This is a genomic window from Shewanella pealeana ATCC 700345 (assembly GCF_000018285.1).
Classification (GTDB): domain Bacteria; phylum Pseudomonadota; class Gammaproteobacteria; order Enterobacterales; family Shewanellaceae; genus Shewanella; species Shewanella pealeana.
In genome coordinates this window covers 2,467,181-2,493,152 of the sequence record NC_009901.1, presented here as the reverse complement: position 1 = coordinate 2,493,152, position 25,972 = coordinate 2,467,181, and the positions used below count along the sequence as shown (strand labels likewise).

The window sequence follows — 25,972 nt, the reverse complement described above, 5'->3', positions numbered from 1 at the left end:
CTATCTGGTGAGATAGAGCAAATAATCTAGCTCACCTTTGTCCAGGTACGTGCCAGTGAAATGTTGCTGGCACGCTCATGCCCCATTACTAGTTGGCGAGACAAATGGATGAATCGGAGAACAGACCCTTCTTTAATAGATAGGCTGGTACAAGATCAGCCCCTGAATCGCTGACGAGTGCGTATAGAGTTACCATTTTATTTGATAGAAGTTTTAATGAAGCTTACAGAACTTTTAGTTAGCTCTGTGTTATCGTTTTGAAGCTCTAGCGCACTAAAAAGAGATGGAAATTCAGTCAAATTTAAGCAGTGTATTTCTTTACCAATTTCAACGGCGTAATCTAGTTCCATTTGTACCCAAAGAGACTTAACTTCGAGTCTTTCAGACACAGAATTATTGGTCTGGACAAAGAGAAATCTACGCGATTGTTTGATTCTTTCTTTAAGCACAATTTTGGTGAACTCACTCGTAAGCTCTCGTTTTAAAAAATCATTATCGCTACTCCAATCATAGTAAATATGAATGTCATGCTTGTTCAGTTGTTGTTTCAAGTCACTAATTAGCAGACTATCTTTATAGCTATGTGATACAAAACAATCAAAGGTTTTCTTACTCTGTAAGCTATTTGAACTAAGGAGCTTGGCTAGGTCCTGGGGTGTTACTTCAAAATTGACTTTTTCCAAGTGGTATTGTTTTTTCTTACCTTTAAACCCTTTACGTTTGCGAACAAAAGCACCTAGTTCTTGTAGATGTTTAAATGCGATATTTCTAATGTGATTATTTCTTTCAGAGCTATTCAATTTTTGGAAGAATAGTTGCGTTCTTTCTGTGTTAAATTTTCGCAACTCGCTTATGATTTCAAGCTTTTCACTGTGTGTTGAACCGCGTTTGTGATATGCAGCAATGTAAACCTCTAGGTAATAAGGGTCTACCTCTTGCATTAGAGGGGGGGGAAGGTTGGAGTGAATTAATGGTATTTGTCATGCTCTCCTCCGCCTTTGCAATAGACTCTTCGTTGAAAGTAGCTTGTCGCTGCTGCTTGTATTTATCAGAGCATACACTTTTGACAATTGGCAGGCTTTTGAAAAAATTTGGAGGACTAAGGTGTTTATATCTTCGCTTTTTTCCACATCTGACTAAAAATTCGTCGAGACCTTGGTACTGTTTGTAGCGTTCATTTAACTCCTTCCACTTCTTGGGATAAAACTTCTGAAACTTCTGCAACAAAGCTTCAGGGTCGTATTCGTATGGCATTGTTGCCATAACTTTAAGAATTGGCCCTCGGTAACACTTCTTGTACTTAATGGTTTCGCCCACAAATTTCCTTTTAGTTTTTCCTGGCATAAGTCTATCCTGATCCTACTTCTTTCTAGGCACTGTAAATTAAACTAGTAGAATGTAAACGATGACGAATAAAAAACTCATAAGTAGCAGGGTTATTTTGACCAACCGTTGGAGATGAGCTCCTAGAACAAAGAGCCTAAATGATCTTCTGTCTGCTCAAAAAGTTTCACTGGTGAAGCTTCGACTTGACAATGATTACGGATGTGTAAGTCGAGTTATTTCAAATACGCCATTGTTAGACATAATCAACAATAACCGTTATAACAGACCCATTCATGGAGATACCTGTCTATAGCTGCATATGGAGTTTTATTTAAGTCGTGAGTAAATTAAAGGCACCGAAAAAAGAATTCAATAAGGATACCGATAACTTCAACGTCAAAACTGCATTTCCTGTAGTCGTTGGAGCCATTGCCGGAAATATAATATTTCCAGGTATAGGAGGAATTGTCGGAGGTAGTATAATCGGTGGTTTAACTGGAATGTCATCAAATAACAAGGACAGAAAAATGGCAAAAACACCTGTTTTTTATAGCTTTCATTTCGGAAATGATGCTATGAGAGTTCAACAAATAAGAAATATTGGTTCGATTGAAGGAAATGCGCCAACCACACCAAATGAATGGGAAACATTAAAACGAACAGGTAAAAAATCTGTAGAAAATTGGATAGATCAAAACATGAAATACAAACGATGTATCATAGTTTTGATCGGTAGCGAGACAGCGGGCAGACCTTGGGTTGAACACGAAATAATTAAAGCATGGAATGATGGGAAAGCTATTTTAGGTATTTATATACACAATATTAAATGCCCTAGAAATGGTACTAGTCGTAAAGGTGAAAATCCGTTTGATCAGATTAAATTCGCAAATGGTAAAAAAATATCAGACTATGTTCCTTGTTATGATCCTAACTCTATCAATGCATATGGTGATATAGCAGAAAACATGTCCAATTGGATTAGTCACGCTATATCTAATAAGGCAAATTAAATATGGAAGATCCAGTCGTAAATATTGACCCAGCATCACCATCTATACAAACCCATTTGGGCATATTACAAAATGTGATTCAACGTATGGCAGTAAATAGTTCTTCTAGCAAAGCATGGTGTGTAACTTTAGTCGCAGCAGTGCTTGTTATTGTTGCAGATAAAGGAAAACCTGAGTATGCATATATTGCTATGTTACCTACAGTAGTTTTTGCCGCTTTAGATGCGTATTACTTGGCTTTAGAGAAAGCATTTAGAAACTCATATAACGACTTTATTGCCAAGCTTCACTCTAAAGTTCTTACGGAGACTGATTTATATAGTGTTGCCCCCAAAGGGAATCTTTCATACTTACAATGGGAGTCTTTGAAGTCCTTTTCAGTTTGGGGTTTTTACTTATCTCTTGCTGTCTTAATCTTTGTCACAAAAACAGTAGCCATCGGTTAGGAGTTATAAGAGTCACATGGTAAATTTTACAACATTTGAAGATCTTAAAAGGTTTAATGATAAGTTAACGCTTAATGAAAGGGCCGTACTTAAATCCAATTCTTCAGCAAAGAGTAACAAAGATACGTTCTTGTCTCATTCATCAAAAGATGCTGAGTATTTACCCGGAGTAATTAATCTTTTAGAAAGTCACGGGGCATCCGTATATTGTGATTTAGGAGATAATAGGCTCCCTGATAATCCAAACCCTGAAACAGCGGCAATATTGAAAAATCAAATTAAAGTCAGCCGTAAACTTATAGTATTTGTTACTACAAACAGTAAGGATTCAAAGTGGGTTCCGTGGGAGCTTGGTATAGCTGATGAGAGTTTATCAACTAATAATGTAGCTTTATTGCCGGCAGCAACATTCAACTATGAACAGTCTTGGGCGCAGCAAGAGTATTTGGGATTGTATAGGCATATAGTGTGGGGAAAAATGAAAGGTGAACAAAAATCTTTATGGATGGTATACGATCAGCATACAAACACAGCTACTAAATTAAGTGAATGGCTGGCTTAGTGCTAAATGCACCTAATGAGCTGTTCATGTCTGTTGACCTAAATATCCTAATCCAAACGCCCACCTTTAGTGCCTTAGCTCTAAATCGTTTCTGTCCAAAAATGTGTTAGCGAACGGTGAAAGTATCAGTGCTCATCAAGCGATCATGTTGTATAAGCATACTTTTAAAAAAGCACTAACCTCACCACGAAGCGCTGCGTTTTCAAGAAGAACACGAAGGTAAAGAATAAAGACTGCAAAGGGCTTGAACTGCGGCCTTTCTTTGTGCTCTGTTTCCAATAACTTCCGTGTTTAACGGCCAGTTCGCTATCCCTAGCTCTCGCTTATTAGCGCATTCAGCTGCAGGCTTAAATCAAATGAAAAAGCCCCAAAATTGGGGCTTCTTATTGTGATCTGCTAACAGTTGCGATGTGTGCGCCGAAGATTTCACAATCCCTTATGCTGCAAGGATTTCAAGCTATATGCTCAACTAAATGTTTAACTATATGCTCAAGCTATCAAAGGTGCCTGCGGTGTTTGATACTTAACTCTTATAACAAACGATCCATTTATCTTAATGCAGCAGCCACAATCTGCTGAGCTTCTTTTAGTAAGCAAGTAAGATGCTCTTGGCTAACAAAACTTTCACCATAAAGCTTAAATAGCGCCTCTGTACCAGATGGTCGAGCAGCGAACCAGCCATTTTCTGTCACAACTTTAATGCCACCGATAGCCGCATTGTTACCTGGAGCATGAGTCAACTTCTGCAATATTTCATCGCCCGCTAGTGTCTCTGTGTGAATCGAATCGGCTTCAATTCTGGAAAACTTAGCTTTATCCTCAAGGCTCACAGGACTGTCTATGCGCTGGTAAAAACTCTTACCAAATTGTGCTTCGAGTTCATCGTATCTTTGCTGAGGTGTTTTTCCGGTAACAGCAAGAATTTCAGCCGCTAGTAGACACAAAATAAAGCCATCTTTATCGGTACACCAAGTGCTGCCATCGAGCCTTAAAAAGGCTGCACCGGCACTTTCTTCACCGCCAAAGGCAAACTCACTATTAGCAAGCCCATCGACAAACCATTTAAAGCCGACTGGCACCTCTGACATCGGTTTATTATGCATCTGACAGACTTTATCGATCATCGCACTCGATACCAGCGTCTTACCGATCACCATCTGCTCTGTCCATTGTGGACGATGGGTTACCAAATAGTCGATTGCGACAGCAAGGAAATGATTTGGATTCATCAGGCCGCTACCTGGACAGACGATACCATGACGATCAAAATCTGGGTCATTACCCAAGCAAAGATCAAAGCTATCTTTATGCTCTAGCAGTCCAGCCATTGCATAAGGTGACGAGCAATCCATACGGATCTTACCGTCCTTATCTAGCGGCATAAAACTGAAACTTGGATCGACATGAGTATTAAGTACCGTGATATCTATACCGTAATGCTTTGCAATTGGTGCCCAGTAGTGGACGCCCGAACCACCCAGAGGGTCGACGCCCAAACGGATCTTAGCGTCTGCAATCGCTTGCATATTGATAACACGATTTAAGTCGGTGATATAAGGCGTGATAAAGTCTTCATCGATAAGGTAGTCACTGCTAAGCGCTTCACTGTAACTAATGCGCTTTACACCGGCTAAATCATTGGCCAAATATTGATTGGCTTTGTCTTGGATCCAAGTGGTGATCTCACCTTCCGCCGGGCCGCCATGTGGTGGGTTATATTTAATACCGCCATCTTGTGGTGGATTGTGCGAAGGCGTAACAATAAGACCATCCACTAACTCATCAGTATCACTTTTACCTAAGTTGGCACTAATAATGGCGTGAGAAACCACAGGAGTGGGTGTAAAACCGTCATTTTGATGTACAACCACACTCACTTGGTTAGCGACTAATACTTCTATAACCGACATTGCAGCAGGTTGTGATAATGCATGCGTATCTATGCCCAATATCAACTTACCCGTGATATTGGCTTGCTTACGATAGTCTGCAACGGCTTGTGCGATAGCAATAATATGCGCTTCATTAAAACTTCTTTGTGCAGCACTACCACGATGGCCCGAGGTACCAAAAGTGACCTTTTGACTCACATTTTCCACATCGGGCGTTAAGCAATAATACAGGCTAACGAGTTTTGGGATATTGACCAAATCCTTTTGCTCAGCAATCAATCCTGCTCTCTTATGTATAGCCAAGTCCCTCTCCTTCTATTACCTTTATGAATTCATAAATGGTAAGTCTATATATTTTACGTTAACGCTTTATATCGTTAAATTCTTTCTATGATATCGGCAACTTGCGATTCATCAGTACCAAACTGCAGCAACACTTCCGAAAGTATAGTGCGCTTCTTCGCGGTATTATTGTTGGTCGTCACCCAAAAACCACTGCGGCCAATCTCTTTTGGATTAGCTGACTTACTGGCTTTTAGCAGTGCGTCTTTCGACGTTGCAAAATACAAACGGTCACGGCCTTGAATTTGTAATACCTGCTCAAACTGTTTAGTCGATGCTCTATAAACTGTGTCTAGAATGAATAGAAAACGACCGACAGCGCCTTTTTGCGCAGCTAACGCATCGGCATCAATCAAATTGCTAAAATCAGAAACTGGCTTAGCTGCCAATTTTGTCACTTTTATAGGCTTAGGTGAAGACTCTTCAAGGCTAGGATGACTAATCTCTTCAGGTGCAGCTTGAACCACTGATTCAACTTCTAATCCCAATATACGGCGCAAAATATCCGAAGCGCTCTCGCCAATATGTTCAGTCTTGCTGGCGATGTGTCGATAAAGCTCTTCATCAACTTCGATATATTTCATAACGGTTATCTTCCTTAAGTAGAAACGCGGATCGGTGTTCTTAAATGCAAAAGATCGCATAACTATCCCGAATTATCAGCTCAGTGTAGCGAGGTTTAGGGCCTTGATAAAGCGTCATTAAATGAAAACTGCGATCCAGAGAGGAAAGATCGCAAACTATGTTTACTTTTTCAGCAGTAAACACCGATTTACCCGCCCATTGTTGGAATTTATCCTAATCCGAGGCACAATCTGCGCCAATCGACTCAAGTAATCGGAAAGACAATGCATCATGTGATCAGTGGCCAAGGTCCAGTAGTTATCCTCATTCATGGTTTATTTGGGGATCTTGATAACCTCAAGGCTTTAGGCAAAGAACTCGAGGAGCAATTTACTGTTGTTCGCATTGATGTACTCAATCATGGCTGTAGCCCTCAGGTTGCCAGCATGTGCTATGAATCACTCGCTGATGCAATGGCGAAATTGATTAGAGAACTTGACTGTAAAGAAGCTATTTTGATTGGTCACTCCATGGGCGGCAAGATAGCCATGGCTACTGCACTCAATTATCCCCACTTGGTCAGTAAACTGGTTGTAGCCGATATTGCGCCAGTTGCCTACCAAAGTCGTCACGACAAAGTTTTTGCCGCGTTAGAGTCTATGCCATTAAACGATCTAAAAGATCGCCGCCAAGCTCTTGCTCATATGCAATCATGTGGTGTTGATGACGGTACTGCACAGTTTTTATTAAAGTCTCTGACACGTGCAGAGCAAGGTTTCAGCTGGAAAATGAACCTAGAGGGACTTAAAGCAAGCTACGCAGATATTATTGATTGGCCGACCTTTTCAGGTAATTACCAAGGCCCCTGTCTATTTGTTCGTGGTGGTGATTCCGATTATGTTACCGCAGAGCATAGGCAAGCTATCATGATTCAGTTTCCAACGGTTAAAGCAAAAACTATCGAGGGAACAGGTCATTGGTTGCATGCGCAAAAACCAGCCATATTCAACCGAATAGTTAAAGATTTTATAACCGCCGATTGAACCACATTTCACGCCAGAAAGGCATAAAGCATATAGCCGCTCGAAAACTTATATGGTATATTCGCGCAACTTTTTTGGCCTAGAAAGGAATGGCAAATGCTAATGCAATATATGGAGCAGATTGAGTCGCTTGGCTTAAACCTGTTTTTTGCAGCCATTTTCTTTTTTATTGGTATGGCCATTCGAGATGTACTCAAACAGGGCAATGTACCTAAGTTTGGACGTAACATCGTTTGGCTCGTTTTATTTCTCGGCTGTGCCGGGTTTATTGCAAAAGGGATTATACAGATGACCTGGGAAGGCTCAGGCATCGGGTAAATACGAACTCAATGGCAAAAGAAACATCAGATAGAACCACCATTGATCTGTTCGCAACAGAAAAGCGACGTGGTAGGCCCCGCAGCAATCCTTTGCCACGGGACCAACAGCTCAAAATTAATAAAAGAAACCAAATTCAGCGTGATCGAGCGAACGGATTAAAACGAATAGAGTTAAAGGTGTCACAAGATTTGTATGACGCCTTGAATGAACAAGCTTTGGCCAGTAATATCAGCCGCAGCCAACTAATCGAATCTATACTGCAAAAGCTGGTTAGTAACTAATCCACTTTAAATACACGCATACCATTAATAGTTAACTAGATATTAAAGGAACAACAATGGCAACTGTAGGTCTTTTTTTCGGGTCTGATACAGGCAACACCGAAGCCGTCGCCAAAATGATCCAGAAGAAACTGGGCAAAAAAATGGTTGAGGTGAAAGATATCGCCAAAAGTACCAAGGAGCAAATTGCAGATTACGATCTGCTAATTTTCGGCATTCCAACTTGGTATTACGGTGAAGCACAATGTGACTGGGATGACTTTTTCCCTGAACTTGAGCAGATCAACTTCGAAGACAAGTTAGTCGCAATCTTTGGTTGTGGCGATCAAGAGGATTACGCTGAGTATTTCCTTGATGCGATGGGCATGGTCAACGAAATCGTTGAAGCTCGTGGCGCTATCGTAATTGGTCACTGGCCAACCGAAGGCTATGATTTCGAAGAGTCAAAAGGCTTAGCAGACGACAAACACTTTGTTGGATTAGGTATCGACGAAGATCGTCAACCTGAGCTAACTGAAGAACGTGTTGACGCATGGGTTAAGCAGATCCACGAAGAGATGTGTTTAGCTGAATTAGAAGACTAGAAGTTAACTTGAAAGCCAAATTTGGCTTTGCTGAACTTCTTGTAAAAGCGGCATTATAATATGCCGCTTTTTTGTCTCAAAAATAAACAGCAAATCTTGGTTAATCAAAAAGCTGATATCGGTTATGACAGTAAGCATTGAAAATATGACAAGTCAAAACTCAGAGCAAAATTGGGATATATTTTGCGCTGTCGTCGACAATTACGGTGACATAGGTGTTACATGGCGCCTTGCTAAACAGTTATCCGCAGAGCAGAAAATCAACGTCACACTTTGGGTCGATGATTTAAACAGTTTTCAGCACATTTTGCCGCACTTGGATCCAAACCAAGTGACTCAAAGTCATTGTGGCATCAAAATAAATCAATGGTCAGAGCCTTTAAAAATCGACTATAAAGTAGGTGACGTACTTATTGAAGCCTTTGCATGTGAATTACCCGCACAGGTAAAGCAACAGCTAGTAACGGCTAAGCAAGCTTATTTCGATAACAGTAAAAATAAAAAGCCACCGGTTTGGTTAAACCTGGAATATCTCAGTGCTGAGTCATGGGTCGAAGGATGCCATGGATTGCCCTCAATGCAGGCAAGCGGAATTAAGAAGTATTTTTATTTCCCTGGATTTAGCGATAAAACTGGCGGACTTATCTGCGAGAAGACGCTTTTCACAGATAGAGAACATTGGCAACTTGATACACAAAACCGTCAAAATTTGTTTAAATCATTAGGGCTAACGGGTATTGACGAGACCGATACGGTAATTAGTGTGTTTAGCTATGAATCTAGTGCGTTATTAGCCCTTTGCCAGCATTGGCAAGCAAATGACACCAAGACTCACGCGTTAATCCCTAAGGGCAGAAGCCTCAATAGCTTACAATCGATTCTCCCCTGCTCCATTGATGAATTGACGCCCGGAATGCAAATTGCTTTCGGTAACTTGGTCATTCATATCTTGCCGATGACAGATCAAGAGGGCTATGACAAGCTCCTCTGGAGCTGTGATTTTAATATTGTACGCGGCGAAGATTCATTTTTAAGGGCTCAATGGGCTGCAAAACCGTTCATTTGGCACATATATGAGCAAGAAGAGGACTATCATCTAATAAAATTAGATGCCTTTATGCAGCTTTACTGTAATAATCTGCCGTCAGAATTAGCGATGAGCTGGAAAGGGCTTAATCTTGCCTTCAATCAAGAGCAAGCGGCACTGACTTGTGAATACTGGCAACAACTTAATTTAGCTGATTTGCCATTGCAGCAACACGCAAAGCAATGGCCAATCGATGCAATAAATGATGTAGATCTTGTTTCTCGACTAGTTCAATTCGTCAAAAATAGCTAAGATACTACGTTTAAATAGAAAAACCTAAAATAGGAAATAGTGTAATGAAAACTGCTCATGAACTCCGTCCTGGTAACGTGATCATGTTAGATGGCAGCCCATGGGTTGTTCAAAAAACTGAAACAACTCGTTCTGGCCGTAACGCTGCTATCGTTAAATTAAAGCTTAAGCACGTTCTACAAGACTCTTCTACTGAAAGCACCTTCAAAGGTGAAGACAAGATGGAAGATATTATTCTAGAGCGTCTAGATTGTACTTATTCATACTTCGCTGATCCTATGTACGTATTCATGGATGCTGAATACAACCAGTATGATGTTGAAGCTGAAAACCTAGGTGATGCAGCTGCATACATCGTTGACGGTATGGAAGAGAATTGCCAAGTAACTTTCTACGAAGGCAAAGCAATTTCAGTTGAACTACCAACTTCAGTTGTACGTGAAGTAACATACACTGAGCCTTCAGCTCGTGGTGATACTTCAGGTAAAGTAATGAAGCCAGCTACCATCACTGGTGGCGGCACGCTAAGTGTTGCAGACTTCGTTAAAACTGGCGACATGATTGAAATTGACACTCGTACTAACGAGTTCAAAAAGCGCGTTTAATCTTTTAAAGCCGCTTTACAAAGCCAGCAAATATGCTGGCTTTTTTATTGCTGCATTAGTGATGACTAAAAAAATCGATCCAGATAGCAAATAATAGATTTAGTCTTTAAACAGTAAGAATGCACAAACAGCCATACTAACGACTGCACCAGAACACACTAGCAGCATTAAACACTAAAACCATCATCAAATGCCGCCCCTAATAGACCGATCCTCTTTTAAATCCACTCGAATCAGTGAATTAATCCTTTATTTGTTCTTTGAATTTAGCTATTGTGCCAGCAACAAAGTCAAAGAAGTGTTTGACTCGTATTTTCAGCATTTTCGAGGTGTAGATGCGCCCTATTATCAAATCCAACAAATTAGATTCTGTATGTTACGACATTCGTGGTCCAGTACATAAAGAAGCCCGTCGTCTTGAAGATGAAGGTCACCGTATTCTTAAACTGAATATTGGTAACCCAGCCCCATTTGGATTTGAGGCACCAGAAGAGATCGTGCGAGATGTAATTTTAAATCTACCGAGCGCGCAAGGCTACTGTGAGTCGAAAGGTCTGTTTTCTGCGCGTAAAGCGATCGTGCAACATTACCAGTCTCAGGGGATCTTCGGTGTCGATATTGAAGACATCTATATCGGTAATGGTGTATCTGAGCTTATTGTTATGGCTATGCAAGGTCTACTGAATAGTGGTGATGAAGTTTTGGTTCCTTCACCTGACTACCCTTTATGGACTGCAGCTGTGCACCTGTCTGGCGGTAAAGCACAGCATTACCGTTGTGATGAAGAATCAGATTGGTTCCCAGATCTTGAAGATATTAAAAGCAAAATTACCCCAAGAACTCGCGGTCTTGTGTTGATTAACCCGAATAATCCAACAGGAGCAGTTTACTCCAAGGAACTGATCCTTGAAGTGATCGAGCTTTGTCGTCAAAACGATATGATTCTGTTCGCCGACGAAATCTACGATAAGATCTTGTATGATGAAGCTGTTCATATTCCTGCTGCAAGTCTATCGGATGACATCTTAACCGTTACCTTTAACGGCCTATCAAAGGTTTACCGTGCGGCCGGCTTCCGCGTGGGATGGATGATGCTAACTGGTAACAAAAAAGCGGCAAAGAGTTATGTTGAAGGCTTAGATATGCTGGCATCAATGCGTCTGTGCGCAAACGTGCCAAGTCAGCATGCTATTCAAACAGCATTGGGTGGCTATCAGAGCATTCAAGAGTTAGTGCAGCCTGGCGGACGTTTACGCGTGCAGCGTGATGCCTGTGTTGAAATGCTCAACTCTATTCCTGGTGTCAGTGTTAAAACGCCGAAAGGTGCTTTATATGCGTTTGCTAAGTTAGATCAAAAGAAATTTAACCTGCGTGACGATGAACGCTTAGTGCTTGATTTACTAAAAGACCGTAAGATCTTATTAGTTCAAGGCTCGGCATTTAATTATCCAGAACCTGATCATGTTCGTGTCGTATTTTTGCCTTACAAAGAAGAACTAACCAAAGCCTTATCTGAATTTGGTGATTTCTTAGCTAATTATAAGCAGTAACTCACTAATAAAACACAGAAAAATAAAACGACCTCAGGGTCGTTTTTTGTTTTCTAACTATGCTAATCTGAAAGGGTTCAACTCCTAACTTCAAAGGGATCCGATGAGCCACCTATTTGCCCATCTAGCACGAATGAAATTAATTCAACGCTGGCCGCTGATGTACAATGTAAGAACTGAAAATGTTCAAGAGCATTCGCTACAAGTCGCCATGGTTGCGCATTCACTCGCATTAATTAGCAACAAAAAGTTTGAAGGCAACTACGACCCTTATCAAGTTGCAACCATAGCTATTTTTCATGATGCCAGTGAAATTCTCACCGGTGATCTGCCAACCCCAGTAAAGTACTTCAATAAAGAGATAGAGGCCGAGTACAAAAAAATTGAAGCCATCGCCGAGCAGCGCCTCCTAGAGATGGTACCTGAAGAGTTTAAAGAAGATTATCAAGCCTTACTCACCAGTGAACATGCCGACAAAGAATACAAGGCATTGGTCAAGTCTGCAGACACCCTGTGTGCCTACCTAAAATGCCTTGAAGAAAGACGTGCTGGTAATACTGAATTTAACACTGCACAGAAACGGCTCGAACAAAGCCTTAAGAATGACCCTAACCCTGCCGTCAATTATTTTATTGAATGTTTTATTCCAAGCTTCACCCTAGATCTCGACGATATCAATAAGCTGCTTTAAGCCTTCGAAGGAATAGATATGACAGATGCCGTTTGGAATGAAAGGCGCTTAGGCGAAGACAAACAAAGGCGTAACGACCATAGAAGTCCGTATCAGCGCGACCGTGCACGGATCCTTCACTCTGCAGCCTTTAGACGTCTTCAGGCCAAAACCCAAGTATTAGGCGTTGGGATGAATGACTTTTATCGTACACGCCTCACCCACTCTCTTGAAGTATCGCAAATTGGTACAGGAATTTGTGCTCAGCTTAAACAGAAGCAGCCGCAACATAACCCCCTGCTAGACTCCATGAGTCTGATTGAATCTCTGTGCTTAGCCCATGACATAGGTCATCCCCCTTTTGGTCATGGTGGCGAAGTGGCGCTCAATTATATGATGCGTAAACACGGAGGTTTCGAGGGCAATGGCCAGACCTTCCGTATATTAACCCGACTTGAGCCCTATACAGAGCATTTTGGCATGAACCTATGCCGTCGTACTTTATTAGGAATATTAAAGTACCCGGCGCCCTATACTAACCTCTGCGTCGGTACACCTGAGGAGTCGGTTGATGATTTCAGACAACTTAAGCCCTCAAAATGGCCACCTGTAAAAGGGATCTTTGATGATGATCGTGAGATCTTAGACTGGGTATTAGCGCCACTTTCACAGCAAGACAGAGCGAAGTTTCTCTCAAGTCATGTAGTTAAAGACATAAAACACAAACGTACCCGCTTTAAATCCTTAGATTGCTCTATCATGGAACTGGCCGATGATATTGCCTATGCGGTACATGATTTAGAAGACGCAATAGTAATGGGTATTGTCAGCGAACAGCAATGGCATACAGATGTTTCACTGCCGCTTTCGCAAAGCAATGACCCATGGTTGAAAAACGAATTTGCTACTATCAGCCAAAGACTATTTTCAGCCAAACACCATTTGCGTAAAGACGCTATCGGGACCTTAGTCAATGGCTTTGTTACCGCAATAGCTATTACTGAAGTCGATGGCTTTGAAGAACCGCTGTTAAGATATAATGCTGCATTGGAACCCGCCTTCCATGAAGCATTAAGTATCTTGAAGCAGTTTGTCTATAAATACGTGATCCGCAAACCTGAGATCCAAATGCTTGAATATAAGGGCCAACAGATAGTAATGGAGTTGTTTGAGGCTTTTATCTCAGATCCCGAGAGACTGCTGCCGCTAAATACACAAGAACGTTGGCTTGCACATGAAAGACTAGGGGAAAACAGTCACAGAGTGATTGCCGATTATATCTCTGGTATGACTGACGGTTTTGCAGCAAGGTTACACCAACATCTGTTTAGCGCTAAATCACACTCTATGATGGACTTTAACAGCGATTTTTAAGCTTTTCTAATCTCTGCACTAAAGTAAAAAAGGCACCCGAAGGTGCCTTTTTTATTCATCATAAACCGGTTGTCGATTAACCGGGGTAAAAACCTTTAACGCCAGCCGCTATCACTTCAATACCAATAGACAACATTAATAGACCCATTAAACGGGTGATCACGTTAATGCCAGTATTACCCAGCAGCTTGAAAATTATCGGTGCCATTCTAAACAGTAAAAAGCTCAATATACCAAACACAATAATGGCGATTGACATGCCAATAAGGTTTTCTAAACTACTATGCTCAGCTGACGAAACAATAACAGAACTAATCGCACCAGGACCTGCCATTAATGGCAAGGCCAAGGGAACAACAGCGACTGAATCCATTGCTGAGGCTTCTCGTCCCTCTTCTTTGTTACGCTTAACTTCACCTAATTTACCCTGAAGCATCGACATCGCAATGATAGCAATCAGGGTTCCGCCCGCTATTCTAAAAGCTGACAAGGAAATACTAAACAAGTTTAGAATGTGCTGACCCGCAAATATTGTTACTAGCAAAATAACAACTACGGCAAAATTTGCCACTTTAGCTGTCTGGTTACGCTCAGCTTCGGTTTGGTGGCTAGTTAAGCTCACAAAAACCGGTAATAATCCAAAAGGATTAATTATCGCAATTAAGCCGAGAAAAAATTTAACATAGAGTGTTAAATCCACCGTCGTTTCCTCAACACGCCCAAGGCGTTATTTGTTCATTAAAAATGTGGCGCTACTCTAACTCATGGCCCTTAAAACAAAAAATGAGATTTTCTATCCTAAATCACAACTTTGAATAATATTTTTTAATTAATAGTGAACATCGCTAACGACAAAGCCTGCAGAATGTCACTAATATGGTTATAAAATTACACAATACCGCTTGTTTGTGTCATGAGTCACAGTTCATAGTCGTCTTTGCGTGTAATTTTTCATCATCAAAAAGATTTTAGAGCACTAGAGAATGTTTAGCCAAATACGATTTGGCTAAATTTTTTCAGGATTGCGACTATGACAGTATCAAATGAGCAAGAACTCAATCTCCTAGTTGAAAAGGTACGAACGGCGCAGCAGACGTTCGCCAACTACTCCCAGGAGCAAGTCGATAAAATTTTCAGAGCCGCTGCTCTCGCGGCTGCAGACGCGAGGATCTCGCTAGCGAAGATGGCTGCAAGCGAAACCAAAATGGGTGTAATTGAAGATAAAGTGATTAAAAACCACTTTGCATCCGAATACATCTACAACAAATATAAAGACGAAAAAACCTGTGGGATCTTATCTGAAGACCCAACGTTCGGCACTATCACAATCGCTGAGCCCGTCGGTATCATCTGCGGTATCGTCCCCACAACTAACCCCACTTCTACAGCAATCTTTAAAGCCTTAATCAGCTTGAAAACCCGTAACGGCATTATCTTTTCGCCACATCCTAGAGCAAAAGAATCCACCACAATGGCGGCCCGCATAGTCCTTGAAGCCGCTATAGGCGCAGGCGCACCTACTGACATTATTGGCTGGATTGATGAGCCATCGGTGGCCTTATCGAATCAATTAATGACTCATGATGACATTAATCTCATTCTTGCTACAGGCGGTCCTGGAATGGTAAAAGCGGCTTACTCTTCAGGAAAGCCAGCCATCGGTGTAGGCGCAGGTAATACGCCGATTGTTATTGATGAAACGGCCGATATTAAACGCGCAGTCAGCTCAATCCTCATGTCTAAAACCTTTGATAACGGCGTGGTATGCGCTTCAGAGCAAGCTGTTGTGATTGTTGATGAAGTATACGAAGCGGTAAAAGAGCGATTCGCCAGCCATGGGGGCTATGTATTATCGGTCGCAGAAACTGCTGCTATGCAGAGTGTTATTTTGAAAAATGGTGGGCTCAACGCCGATATTGTTGGCCAAAGCGCGGCGAGTATTGCCAAGATGGCCGGAATAGAAGTTCATCCTACAACCAAAGTGCTGATAGGCGAAGTTATTGATATTGATGAATCTGAAGCCTTTGCTCATGAAAAACTCTCCCCTCTGCTCGCTATGTATCGCGCCAAAGACTTTGCCGACGCCGTAGACAAGGCGGAGGCGTTGGTAACCTTAGGTGGTATCGGCCATACATCAGGTTTATATACCAATCAGGACACAGAAATAGAAAGAGTCAAAGCATTCGGTTTTAGAATGAAGACTGCTAGAATTCTAATTAACACCCCCGCTTCCCAAGGTGGAATTGGCGATCTCTACAACTTTAAGTTAGCACCATCACTCACGTTAGGATGTGGTTCTTGGGGGGGAAATTCTATCTCAGAAAATGTTGGCCCGAGCCACTTAATCAACAAGAAAATGGTCGCTAAGAGAGCTGAAAATATGTTGTGGCACAAACTCCCCTCATCAATCTATTTCCGCCGCGGCAGCTTACCTATCGCGCTCGAAGAATTAAGCGATAAGAAACGAGCCCTTATCGTTACTGACAAGTATCTGTTTAATAACGGCTACTGCGATGAAACGATTAAGATTTTAAAAGCACAAGGGCTAGAAACCGAAGTCTTCTACGAGGTGGAAGCCGATCCAACTATGCATATTGTTAAGCAAGGAGCTAAAGTCGCTCAAAGCTTTCAACCCGATGTGATTATCGCGCTCGGTGGTGGTTCACCGATGGACGCCGCTAAAATTATCTGGGTAATGTATGAGCATCCAGATGTCGATTTCGCCGATTTAGCACTGCGCTTTATGGATATCACCAAACGTATCTATAAGTTTCCAAAGCTTGGACGCAAGGCCAAGATGGTCGCGATTCCGACAACCTCAGGTACGGGCTCAGAAGTCACACCTTTTGCCGTGGTTACCGATGAGCAAACAGGGATGAAATACCCAATTGCCGATTATGAATTAACGCCTAACATGGCTATCGTTGACCCTAACTTGGTGATGGATATGCCAAAGTCCCTCACCGCCTTTGGTGGTATCGATGCGATAACCCACGCATTAGAAGCCTATGTTAGTGTGATGGCCAACGAATATTCAGATGGTCAAGCATTACAAGCGCTAGACTTACTGTTTCAGCATCTGCCTGATGCCTATGAACACGGTGCTAATGCACCCGTTGCCAGAGAAAAGGTTCATAACGGCGCGACCATTGCGGGCATTGCTTTTGCCAACGCTTTTTTAGGCATTTGTCACTCAATGGCCCACAAGTTAGGAGCTGAATTCCATTTAGCCCATGGTTTGGCCAACGCATTACTTATCAGTAACGTGATCCGCTTTAACGCGACAGATCTGCCGACTAAGCAAGCTGCCTTTAGTCAGTATGACAGGCCTAAAGCATTGTGTCGTTATGCAAAAATTGCAGAATATTTGAAACTCGAAGGAACATTAGGTGAAGGTGTTAGTGATGAAGAAAAAGTCGAAGCGCTCATTAAAAAAGTTGATGAGCTCAAGGAGACGATTGGCATTCCATGCTCAATCCAAGCAGCAGGCGTCAACGAAGCCGACTTCCTCGCCAAACTCGACGAACTAGCCGAAGATGCCTTTGATGACCAATGTACAGGCGCTAACCCTCGCTATCCGCTAATTAGCGAGCTTAAGCAAGTATTGTTGGCAAGTTACTACGGTAATGACTATAGCGATCAATAACTTGCTTTAATCATTAGAAAGCCCTAACCGAATGGTTAGGGCTTTTTATTGTGGTTCCCCCTAAGGTTGAATTACGACTGCAGTTTTGCTTGCTTTCGATAAGCATGCAGCAAAGGCTCAGTATAGCCTGATGGCTGCAGCTCCCCTTTGAAGATCAAGTCGCAAGCTGCTTTAAACGCAACACCATCGAAGTTCGGTGCCATATTGGTATATTCGCTGTCGGCTTGGTTTTGCTTATCGACCACTTGCGCCATCTTCTTAAGTGATGCCATCACCTCATCTTTGGTGCACACGCCATGGTGCAACCAATTAGCGAGGTATTGAGACGAAATACGCAAGGTTGCCCTGTCTTCCATCAAACCCACATTATTGATATCCGGCACTTTAGAGCAGCCCACGCCTTGGTCAATCCAGCGGACTACATAACCTAATATACCTTGTGCATTATTATCTAGCTCAAACTGCTTTTGCTCGGCAGTGAGTCGCTCTCCCTGTTGCATAAGTGGAATAGTCAGTAGATCATCCAAGCTTGCGCGCTTGCGCTGCTTAAGCTCATCTTGAACCTGTGTAACATTAATCTGATGATAGTGGGTCGCGTGTAAAGCTGCACCATTAGGCGATGGAACCCAGGCTGTATTGGCTCCCGCTTTTGGATGACCCATTTTTTGTTCTAACATCGCAGCCATCTCATCCGGCATTGGCCACATACCTTTGCCTATTTGCGAGCGACCTTGTAAGCCACACTCTAGGCCGATGTCCACGTTCCAATCTTCGTATGCCTTGATCCACGCCTGCAGTTTCATCACAGATTTGGCAACAAATGGCCCAGCCAGCATAGAAGTATGAATTTCATCACCGGTTCTATCTAAGAAACCTGTATTGATGAAGACCACACGTTCCTGCGCCGCTCGGATACACTCCTTAAGATTGACTGTTGTGCGACGCTCTTCATCCATGATCCCCACTTTGATGGTATTTCGTGAAAGCTTTAACGCATCTTCTATGCGTGTAAACAGATCACAGGTGAATTGAACTTCTTCTGGACCGTGCATTTTCGGCTTAACGATATTGACCGAGCCTTTACGGCTATTACTGCGCTGGTTATTATTGCCTTTAAGATCGTGCATTGCTGCCAGTACAGTGACCATGCCATCGAGGATCCCCTCAGGCACTTCGTCGCCATTTTTATCAAGCACGGCATCATTTGTCATTAGGTGACCGACATTGCGGACAAACAGCAGACTACGTCCAGAAAGCGTTACACTCTGCCCATGAGTGCCTGTGTATACTCTGTCATCGTTTAGCTCACGTACAATCTCTTTGCCATTCTTTTTCAGTGAAGCTGTCAGCTTGCCTTGCATCAGCCCTAGCCAATTACGATAAACTTCCACTTTATCTTCGGCGTCAACCGCTGCAACTGAATCCTCACAATCCATAATGGTCGTAACTGCGGCTTCGATTAATAAATCTTTAACCCCAGCAAGATCAGTTTGACCAATCAAACTATCTGGATTGATTTGGATCTCGATATGTAAAGCGTTATTCACTAGCAATAGCGCCGATGGTGTTTCGGCCTCACCTTTAAAACCAACAAACTTACTTGGCTCGACTAAAACAGTCTGCTCACCGTTTTCTAGCAGAGCCTTTAAGGCATTATCTTCTACGAAGTATCGAGTTACTTGACTATGTAGCCCTGATGCTAATGGCGCTGCAGTATCTAAAAGGTTTTTAGCAAAAGCGATCACCTTTGCACCACGCACGGGATTATATTCTTTGGTGATCTCTGCGCCATCTGCAAATGAAATGGCATCAGTACCATATAGTGCATCGTAGAGGCTCCCCCAACGGGCGTTGGCGGCATTTAAGGCAAAGCGTGCATTCTTGACTGGCACAACCAACTGAGGTCCGGCTTGAGTGGTGATCTCTAAATCTACATTTTCGGTAGAGATAGTAAAAGGCTGCCCCTCTTCGACTAGATAACCAATATCCATGAGAAACTGCTTATATTGAATCGAGTCAAAAGATTGTTGTGCATTTCCTTTGTGCCATTCATCGATTTGAGCTTGTAATTGATCACGTTTATCTAGTAGTTGTCTATTGACTGGGCCAAGCTCGTTGACTATATCTTCAAATTTCGTCCAGAAAATCTGTGAGCTGATCCCAGTTCCAGGACAGATCTCGCTATCAACTAATTCCCAAAGTGATTTAGCAATTTGTAAACCACCGACTCGGATCCTTGCAGTCATAATATGCCCTTATCTATCCATTTAGCGATGCAGAGCAATGGCTCTCCATTTGCTCTTAATTCAATTTAGTCATACCCAACAAGCCTATACTAAGCTTGTCTTATTTATGAAATTTATACCCTGTATTACCAGTATTCACCAAACTAATTTAAGAACGGCATTTTGGTGTAATAAATCATCACCCTTGAAATAGAATCACTTACCACTACCAGTGCAGGATTAATCACGCCCAAAACTATCAGCAGTTTTGGTTATAAGTTGGCGCATCCACTTATGGGCAGGATTGTGCTGTAGTAGAGGACTCCAGGCCATTGTCAGTGCGATAGGCTGAATAATAAACGGCGGTGGCACGATACAGACTCGCTCGTTATTTACATGCTGCTTTGCCATCTTACTCGGTATGGTAGCGATCAAATCTTGTTGCTCTGCCAATAAACAAGCAGCCTGATAGTGCCGGGTAAATACAGTGATCCGTCTTTGTACTCCTATTCGGGTAAGCGCTTCATCTACCCAACCTAACCTTTGTACATCACCAGGATCCATACCCACTCCAACTCCCATCCCCGTTTTACTGACCCAGACATGGTTGGCTTTTAAATAACTATCAAGGCAGAAGTTATCCAGCACGGGATTATTCTTACTAATCAGGCAGCTAAAATCATCACTCCATAACACTTTCTGATGAAATGATTGTGGAATGCTGTCGAAGCGATTGATAACCATATCGACGCGTCCCTGCTCTACATCGGGAAAACTCACGTCACTGGGTGTCATGATATCGAGAATGACATTAGGCGCCTCGGTGCGAAGCCTAGCAATCAGTGGGGGGATAAGTGTTGCTTCGGCGTAATCACTGGCCATCACTCGAAACACTTGCTCACTCTCGGCCGCATTAAATTCGGCTCGGGGTTGTACAGCTTTTTCTAAACCAATAATAAGCTCGCTGATAGTAGGCTGTAGCTCCTGTGCACGCTCAGTCGGTGTCATCCCCTGACTGGTTCGTATTAATAGTGGATCGTCGAATAATATTCTCAACCGCTTTAAGCCATTACTCATGGCAGGTTGACTGATCCCTAGCTGATCCGCCGCCTTAGTAACATTTTTCTCACGTAACAGCACGTCTAGATAAACCAATAAATTCAAATCGATACGAGATATATTCATAAAATAAATACCGGATATAAAAACTATAAATTAGACTTATTTAAACAAATCTTACTAATATTTTCAACGTAATCAATCGCCGCTAATCATATTGTTAAAGGAATAGACACATGACAAATTACAGATCAAACATCGATGAAGCTGCTACCTTGATTAATGCCGAAGGTAGTGCATGGAGCGCAATTAACCCTGAATCTGTAGCACGCATGCGTCTGCAAAATCAATTTAAGACCGGGCTTGATATTGCTAAATATACGGCAAAAATTATGCGCGAAGATATGGACAACTACGACAAGGATTCGTCTCAATACACGCAATCTTTAGGTTGTTGGCATGGTTTTATCGGTCAGCAGAAGATGATCTCAATTAAGAAACATCTACTGACCACTAAGCGTCGCTACCTTTACCTTTCTGGCTGGATGGTTGCCGCACTTCGCAGTGAGTTTGGTCCTCTACCGGATCAGTCTATGCATGAGAAGACCTCTGTTGCGTCACTGATCAAAGAGCTTTACACCTTCTTACGTCAAGCCGATGCCCGTGAATTAGGTGGTCTATTCCGTCAATTAGACGCTGCGAATGAAAGCGAAAAAGCAGTTATCCAAGCAAAAATTGATAACTTTGAAACCCATGTTGTACCGATTATTGCCGACATTGATGCCGGTTTTGGTAACGAAGAAGCCACCTATCTAATGGCTAAGCAGATGATTGAAGCCGGGGCTTGTTGTATTCAGCTTGAAAACCAAGTGTCTGATGTTAAGCAATGTGGTCACCAAGACGGTAAAGTTACCGTACCTCATGTTGAGTTCCTCGCTAAAATTAACGCCGTTCGTTATGCATTCTTAGAACTCGGTATTGATGATGGTGTTATCGTTGCTCGTACAGACTCATTAGGTGCTGGCCTAACGCAAAAAATTGCTGTAACGAGCGAGGTTGGCGATTTAGGCGACCAATACAACTCATTCCTAGAAGTAGAATCTGTAGATGCGGCCAATCTTGCAAATGGCGATGTTGTATTCCAGCAAAACGGTCAACTTGTTAAGCCCGCGCGTTTACCAAATGGCCTATTTAAGTTCCGAGCGGGTACAGGCGAAGAACGCTGTGTACTCGATTGTATTACCTCATTACAAAATGGTGCGGATCTGCTTTGGATTGAAACAGAAAAGCCTCACGTTGCTCAGATTGGCGGTATGGTAAATAAGATCCGTGAGACTATTCCAAATGCAAAACTGGTTTATAACAACTCACCTTCGTTTAACTGGACGCTTAACTTCCGTCAGCAAGTGTTCGATATGATGCAAGAGTCAGGTCAAGACGTATCAACTTATGACCGTGACAAGCTTATGAGCGTCGATTACGACGGCACAGATCTAGCTGTTCAAGCTGATGAGAAGATCCGAACCTTCCAGGCAGATGCTGCACGTGAAGCGGGTATTTTCCACCACTTAATCACACTTCCTACGTACCATACTGCGGCGCTATCTACCGATAACTTGGCGAAAGAGTACTTCGGTGACCAAGGCATGCTAGGTTATGTGGCAAACGTTCAACGTAAAGAGATCCGTCAAGGGATTGCCTGTGTTAGACACCAAAACATGGCTGGCTCAGATATGGGTGATGATCACAAAGAGTACTTCTCTGGTGACCAAGCATTGAAGGCATCGGGTAAAGACAACACTATGAACCAATTTAGCTAAGCCGTCGTTATCACTGTTAGTTTTTGAAGTGGACTAACTTGTTGTAAACGAGCTAATAACTTAAGGCCTACTCTTTGTAGGCCTTTTTATTTCCCGGATCACTATTACCTTTAATATTTTTGAAAGCCTACAAAGCCATTAAGGTAATGGATGTAATTACCTCTAGTTTCTCTTTAGGTCACATTGTCCCATTAGCAATCAAAAATACTCACAACTGAAATTCAATTAAACTCAATCCGTTTGATTTTAGAAAGTGACGTTATTGAACGGCTCCGCCTCAGACAAACCAGATAAACCCCAACCCAGATCACACCAGCAAATCGTGAAAAGCGTGCACTACCGCACTTTAGGCAGGATGTATCAAACTGTATCCACCGAGACTTGTTATAGGTTTAAATGATCGATATTCTGCGGCCTTTTGTAAAATAAGGCCCATTAATATGTTATTTAATCGCCAACATACTCATGGCTTTACACTCCTAGAGTTGATCGCTGTCATCATTATATTGGGCATTATCGCAGTTATCGCTACACCAAAATTCTTAAGCATCAATCGTGATGCCCATATCGCCCAGTTAAATAGTATTGCAGCTAAGATCAGTGCACAAAATCAACTTATCTATAGCAAGAGTGCGATAGACCAAATAGAGCGACTCATAGGTTGTAGTTATCAGTGTGCAGCGCATCCTAACTGGGATGTACGCGTAGGTCAGTATTTTGTCGATGTTTCCGATACTCGTGTCTATGTCAGTTTAGGTTATCCCTTATCGCCACTGACTTCCGGCTCTGTGGTAGGTGAAAACTATCGCATCGCTTTCGGTTTACCTAAAACAGACTTTCAATTCACCAGCGTCCCCGCTCATTTTGGAGCTGTGGCTATTGTGCCTTCACAGTGGCAGAGTAAATTGACCGATATACGAAATGGCAAATTTCAGTGCCATGTGGAATACAGTTCGCCAACGCCTTATCGTGACTATAATGTGAACGTGTATTCTAGAGACTGTTAACTGTAGCGACTGTTAGTTATAGACGCTTAGGCTTTAGCTAAGTTCTTTTCAGTACAGCGGTCGCATTTTTGGTTGTTCGCAATAAAAGTCGCTAGCACAAGCTGATTTTCGCAAAAAAAAGCCAGAACTTAAGTTCTGGCTTTCAATTTATGCCGCTAACATCACTAACAGTTAAACTTACTTCTCTGTCCAGCGATCCATCCAGCCTAGTACGTTGGCGTACCACTGCTCTAGGTTTTCAGGGGTTAAGATCCAGTGGTTTTCATCTGGATAGATGAGTAACTCTGATGGGATCCCATTGCGCTGCATGTAGGTGAATGCCGCGAGGCCTTGACCGTATGGAACACGGAAGTCTTTCTCGCCATGGATAACTAGCATAGGAGTCTTCCAGTTCTCTACATAATTCACTGGGTTAAACTTCTCGTATAGCTCTTTGTTCTTCTCGTAGGTACCGCCAAACTCAAACTCTGGGAACCAAAGCTCTTCAGTTACATAGTACATAGAGCGCATATCAAATAGACCAGCGTGATTCACTAGGCACTTGAAACCGTCATTCCAGTTACCCTGGATCCAGTTCATCATGTATCCACCGTATGAACCTCCAAGTGCACAAGCATTATCACCGTCTAACCACTTCTGCTGCTTAGTCACCGCCGCTAAACCTTTTTGCAGATCTTCAAGTGGCTTGCCGCCCCAATCTTGAGTGATTGAATCAGTAAACGCTTGGCCATAACCAGTTGAGCCATGGAAATCGATCATCACCACACCATAACCCGCTCCAGCCCATAACTGAGGGTTCCAGCGGCTGCTAAATGAGTTACCAAATGATCCTTGTGGGCCACCGTGCACTAAGAAAGCAATGGGGTACTTCTCACCAGCCTTGTAGTTTGAAGGCTTAATCCAATAGCCATATACTTCTTCGTTATTCCAGCCCTTAAAGCTAAATTGCTGGTATTCACCAAAGTTAACTTTAGCTAACTTGTCTTTGTTAACTTCAGTCACACGATTAAGGTTTTGACCGTCTAGGTTGATGGTATAAAGATCGCCTGGCTCAACTAGCGATTTATGACTAAAGATAATCTTGTCATTATTCACACCAACGATGCTGTTGCTACCTTCGTTATAGATGGTCTTAACATCACCAAACTGGGTATTCACTTCAAAGATTGATACCTGACCAACATCTTGTGCAGTCACATATAATGTTTTGTTGTCTTTACCAAAAGCTAGAGAGCTTGGGCTGCGATCCCATAGCGGCGCCACTTCTTTCTCTTGGCCCGTTACGGTATCACGCAAAATAATGCGGTAGCGATCGGCTTCAAAGCCAGGTTTTGTCATGGCGAAATAGGCCAGATAACGGCCATCGGCTGAATACGTTGGGTGTGCATCCCAAGCCTTATTCGACTCGGTTAAGTTTTCAGCCTCGCCACCAGCCACACTCACTTTCCATAAATCGTAATTAGTGATCCAAGCCTGATCTTTACCCGGTGCTTTAGCCGTATAAACTACATGCTTACCATCTGGCGTGAAGGTCACTTCTTCCATGCCAGAGAATGGCTTTGGCGGTGTTTCGGTATCTAATCCGGCAGTAACATCAATAGCTGAAGTCACTTTTTCGCCGTTTAATTGGGCAACAAACAGATGGCTTCTTGAGTGGTCACTCCAAGTGTCCCAGTGACGCACCATTAGCTGCTTATATTCGCGACCCGTAGTATCACGCTCGGCTTCAGCTGTGAATTTATCTTTTGAGCAAGCTAGATCTTTACAGTCTGGGAAGACACGCATGTTGACTACGACTTGCTTGCCATCTTGCGATAGCTTATAGCCTTCTACATTTAACGGAAAATCGGTTACCTGAATCGCTTCACCGCCGTCGAGTGCAAGCTCGTACACTTGGCTTGAGCCATTACGCGCAGCAAGGAAATAGATACTCTTGTCATTAGGAGCAAAAGCGACGCTATGCTCAGTACCAGCGGCACTGGTGATCTGTTTTGCTTTTGAAGAGCTTGAAGTCAGGTCTTGAATGTAAAGATCAGTACTCGCCTCACCTTCTGCATCAATATTTTTCACCGCATAAACAATTTTTGTGCCATCATTTGACAATGCTGCCGAATGAAGCTTATTCATTTTAACGAGGTCTTGCACAGTGAAAGGTGATGTTGACGTGGCCTGAGCGCTAAATACGGCCCCTGCAGATGCAAGCGCTATTATGATTGCAGTTTTTTTCATCGTTATAATCTTATTCTTATAGTTAAAGGGATTAGTTAAACGTGTGGTGCGATCAATTTGTGATTGATACTAGT

Annotated in this window: 22 protein-coding genes; 15 read left to right on the top strand and 7 right to left on the bottom strand. The window is 42.6% G+C overall.

Annotation, left to right across the window (positions count from 1 at the left end; all coding sequences use genetic code 11):
- Positions 1-197 precede the first annotated feature (197 nt).
- The gene (locus tag SPEA_RS22415; protein WP_012155296.1) at positions 198-941 is read right to left on the bottom strand and encodes a TIR domain-containing protein; all 744 of its coding nucleotides are present in this window, start codon (positions 939-941) and stop codon (positions 198-200) included.
- Between the two features lie 723 nt (positions 942-1,664).
- Between SPEA_RS22415 and SPEA_RS10790 the strand changes: the two genes are divergently transcribed.
- The 3 genes from SPEA_RS10790 to SPEA_RS10780 are packed head-to-tail and all read left to right on the top strand — an operon-like array spanning position 1,665 to position 3,347.
- Positions 1,665-2,339 (top strand): TIR domain-containing protein, encoded by a 675-nt coding sequence (locus tag SPEA_RS10790; RefSeq protein ID WP_223296588.1) that lies wholly within the window; start codon positions 1,665-1,667, stop codon positions 2,337-2,339.
- Positions 2,340-2,341: 2 nt separating this feature from the next.
- Positions 2,342-2,785 (top strand): hypothetical protein, encoded by a 444-nt coding sequence (locus tag SPEA_RS10785; protein ID WP_049767963.1) that lies wholly within the window; start codon positions 2,342-2,344, stop codon positions 2,783-2,785.
- Positions 2,786-2,801: 16 nt separating this feature from the next.
- Positions 2,802-3,347 (top strand): toll/interleukin-1 receptor domain-containing protein, encoded by a 546-nt coding sequence (locus tag SPEA_RS10780; RefSeq protein ID WP_041410926.1) that lies wholly within the window; start codon positions 2,802-2,804, stop codon positions 3,345-3,347.
- Between the two features lie 548 nt (positions 3,348-3,895).
- Here SPEA_RS10780 and pgm read toward each other — a convergent pair.
- A complete protein-coding gene (pgm, locus tag SPEA_RS10775) occupies positions 3,896-5,542 on the bottom strand; it encodes a phosphoglucomutase (alpha-D-glucose-1,6-bisphosphate-dependent) (RefSeq protein WP_012155292.1) in 1,647 nt (548 codons plus the stop codon).
- Between the two features lie 74 nt (positions 5,543-5,616).
- Complete coding sequence (gene seqA / locus SPEA_RS10770) at positions 5,617-6,165, bottom strand: replication initiation negative regulator SeqA (RefSeq protein ID WP_041410925.1); 549 nt, start codon at positions 6,163-6,165, stop codon at positions 5,617-5,619.
- A gap of 264 nt (positions 6,166-6,429) precedes the next feature.
- On the opposite strand from seqA, the gene SPEA_RS10765 reads away from it, so the two are divergent.
- The 9 genes from SPEA_RS10765 (at position 6,430) to SPEA_RS10725 (ending at position 13,912) form a co-directional block, all read left to right on the top strand.
- Complete coding sequence (locus SPEA_RS10765) at positions 6,430-7,188, top strand: alpha/beta fold hydrolase (protein WP_012155290.1); 759 nt, start codon at positions 6,430-6,432, stop codon at positions 7,186-7,188.
- Positions 7,189-7,284: 96 nt separating this feature from the next.
- Positions 7,285-7,506, top strand: coding sequence for a DUF2788 domain-containing protein (locus SPEA_RS10760; protein ID WP_012155289.1), 222 nt, complete (start codon positions 7,285-7,287; stop codon positions 7,504-7,506).
- Positions 7,507-7,517: 11 nt separating this feature from the next.
- A complete protein-coding gene (gene ybfE / locus SPEA_RS10755; RefSeq protein ID WP_012155288.1) occupies positions 7,518-7,790 on the top strand; it encodes a LexA regulated protein in 273 nt (90 codons plus the stop codon).
- Between the two features lie 56 nt (positions 7,791-7,846).
- Positions 7,847-8,374, top strand: a complete 528-nt coding sequence (gene fldA / locus SPEA_RS10750) for a flavodoxin FldA (protein WP_012155287.1) — start codon at positions 7,847-7,849, stop codon at positions 8,372-8,374.
- Positions 8,375-8,519: 145 nt separating this feature from the next.
- Complete coding sequence (gene earP, locus SPEA_RS10745; RefSeq protein ID WP_041410924.1) at positions 8,520-9,713, top strand: elongation factor P maturation arginine rhamnosyltransferase EarP; 1,194 nt, start codon at positions 8,520-8,522, stop codon at positions 9,711-9,713.
- Between the two features lie 44 nt (positions 9,714-9,757).
- Positions 9,758-10,318, top strand: coding sequence for an elongation factor P (efp, locus tag SPEA_RS10740; protein ID WP_012155285.1), 561 nt, complete (start codon positions 9,758-9,760; stop codon positions 10,316-10,318).
- Positions 10,319-10,653: 335 nt separating this feature from the next.
- Positions 10,654-11,868, top strand: coding sequence for a pyridoxal phosphate-dependent aminotransferase (locus SPEA_RS10735; protein ID WP_012155284.1), 1,215 nt, complete (start codon positions 10,654-10,656; stop codon positions 11,866-11,868).
- Positions 11,869-11,971: 103 nt separating this feature from the next.
- Positions 11,972-12,559: a 5'-deoxynucleotidase gene (yfbR, locus tag SPEA_RS10730; RefSeq protein WP_012155283.1), complete on the top strand. Its 588-nt coding sequence runs from the start codon at positions 11,972-11,974 to the stop codon at positions 12,557-12,559.
- An 18-nt stretch (positions 12,560-12,577) separates the two neighbouring features.
- A complete protein-coding gene (locus SPEA_RS10725) occupies positions 12,578-13,912 on the top strand; it encodes an anti-phage deoxyguanosine triphosphatase (protein ID WP_012155282.1) in 1,335 nt (444 codons plus the stop codon).
- A 76-nt stretch (positions 13,913-13,988) separates the two neighbouring features.
- On the opposite strand, the gene SPEA_RS10720 is transcribed toward SPEA_RS10725, so the two are convergent.
- Complete coding sequence (locus SPEA_RS10720; RefSeq protein WP_012155281.1) at positions 13,989-14,612, bottom strand: YchE family NAAT transporter; 624 nt, start codon at positions 14,610-14,612, stop codon at positions 13,989-13,991.
- Positions 14,613-14,942: 330 nt separating this feature from the next.
- On the opposite strand from SPEA_RS10720, the gene adhE reads away from it, so the two are divergent.
- A complete protein-coding gene (gene adhE, locus SPEA_RS10715) occupies positions 14,943-17,558 on the top strand; it encodes a bifunctional acetaldehyde-CoA/alcohol dehydrogenase (RefSeq protein WP_012155280.1) in 2,616 nt (871 codons plus the stop codon).
- 71 nt (positions 17,559-17,629) lie between these two features.
- On the opposite strand, the gene SPEA_RS10710 is transcribed toward adhE, so the two are convergent.
- Positions 17,630-19,804: a malate synthase G gene (locus tag SPEA_RS10710; protein ID WP_012155279.1), complete on the bottom strand. Its 2,175-nt coding sequence runs from the start codon at positions 19,802-19,804 to the stop codon at positions 17,630-17,632.
- A 219-nt stretch (positions 19,805-20,023) separates the two neighbouring features.
- A complete protein-coding gene (locus SPEA_RS10705; RefSeq protein WP_012155278.1) occupies positions 20,024-20,968 on the bottom strand; it encodes a LysR family transcriptional regulator in 945 nt (314 codons plus the stop codon).
- 110 nt (positions 20,969-21,078) lie between these two features.
- Between SPEA_RS10705 and SPEA_RS10700 the strand changes: the two genes are divergently transcribed.
- Positions 21,079-22,662 (top strand): isocitrate lyase, encoded by a 1,584-nt coding sequence (locus tag SPEA_RS10700; protein WP_012155277.1) that lies wholly within the window; start codon positions 21,079-21,081, stop codon positions 22,660-22,662.
- Positions 22,663-23,102: 440 nt separating this feature from the next.
- Positions 23,103-23,669, top strand: coding sequence for a prepilin-type N-terminal cleavage/methylation domain-containing protein (locus SPEA_RS10695; protein ID WP_012155276.1), 567 nt, complete (start codon positions 23,103-23,105; stop codon positions 23,667-23,669).
- Between the two features lie 177 nt (positions 23,670-23,846).
- On the opposite strand, the gene SPEA_RS10690 is transcribed toward SPEA_RS10695, so the two are convergent.
- A complete protein-coding gene (locus tag SPEA_RS10690; protein ID WP_012155275.1) occupies positions 23,847-25,898 on the bottom strand; it encodes an alpha/beta hydrolase family protein in 2,052 nt (683 codons plus the stop codon).
- Between the last annotated feature and the right edge of the window lie 74 nt (positions 25,899-25,972).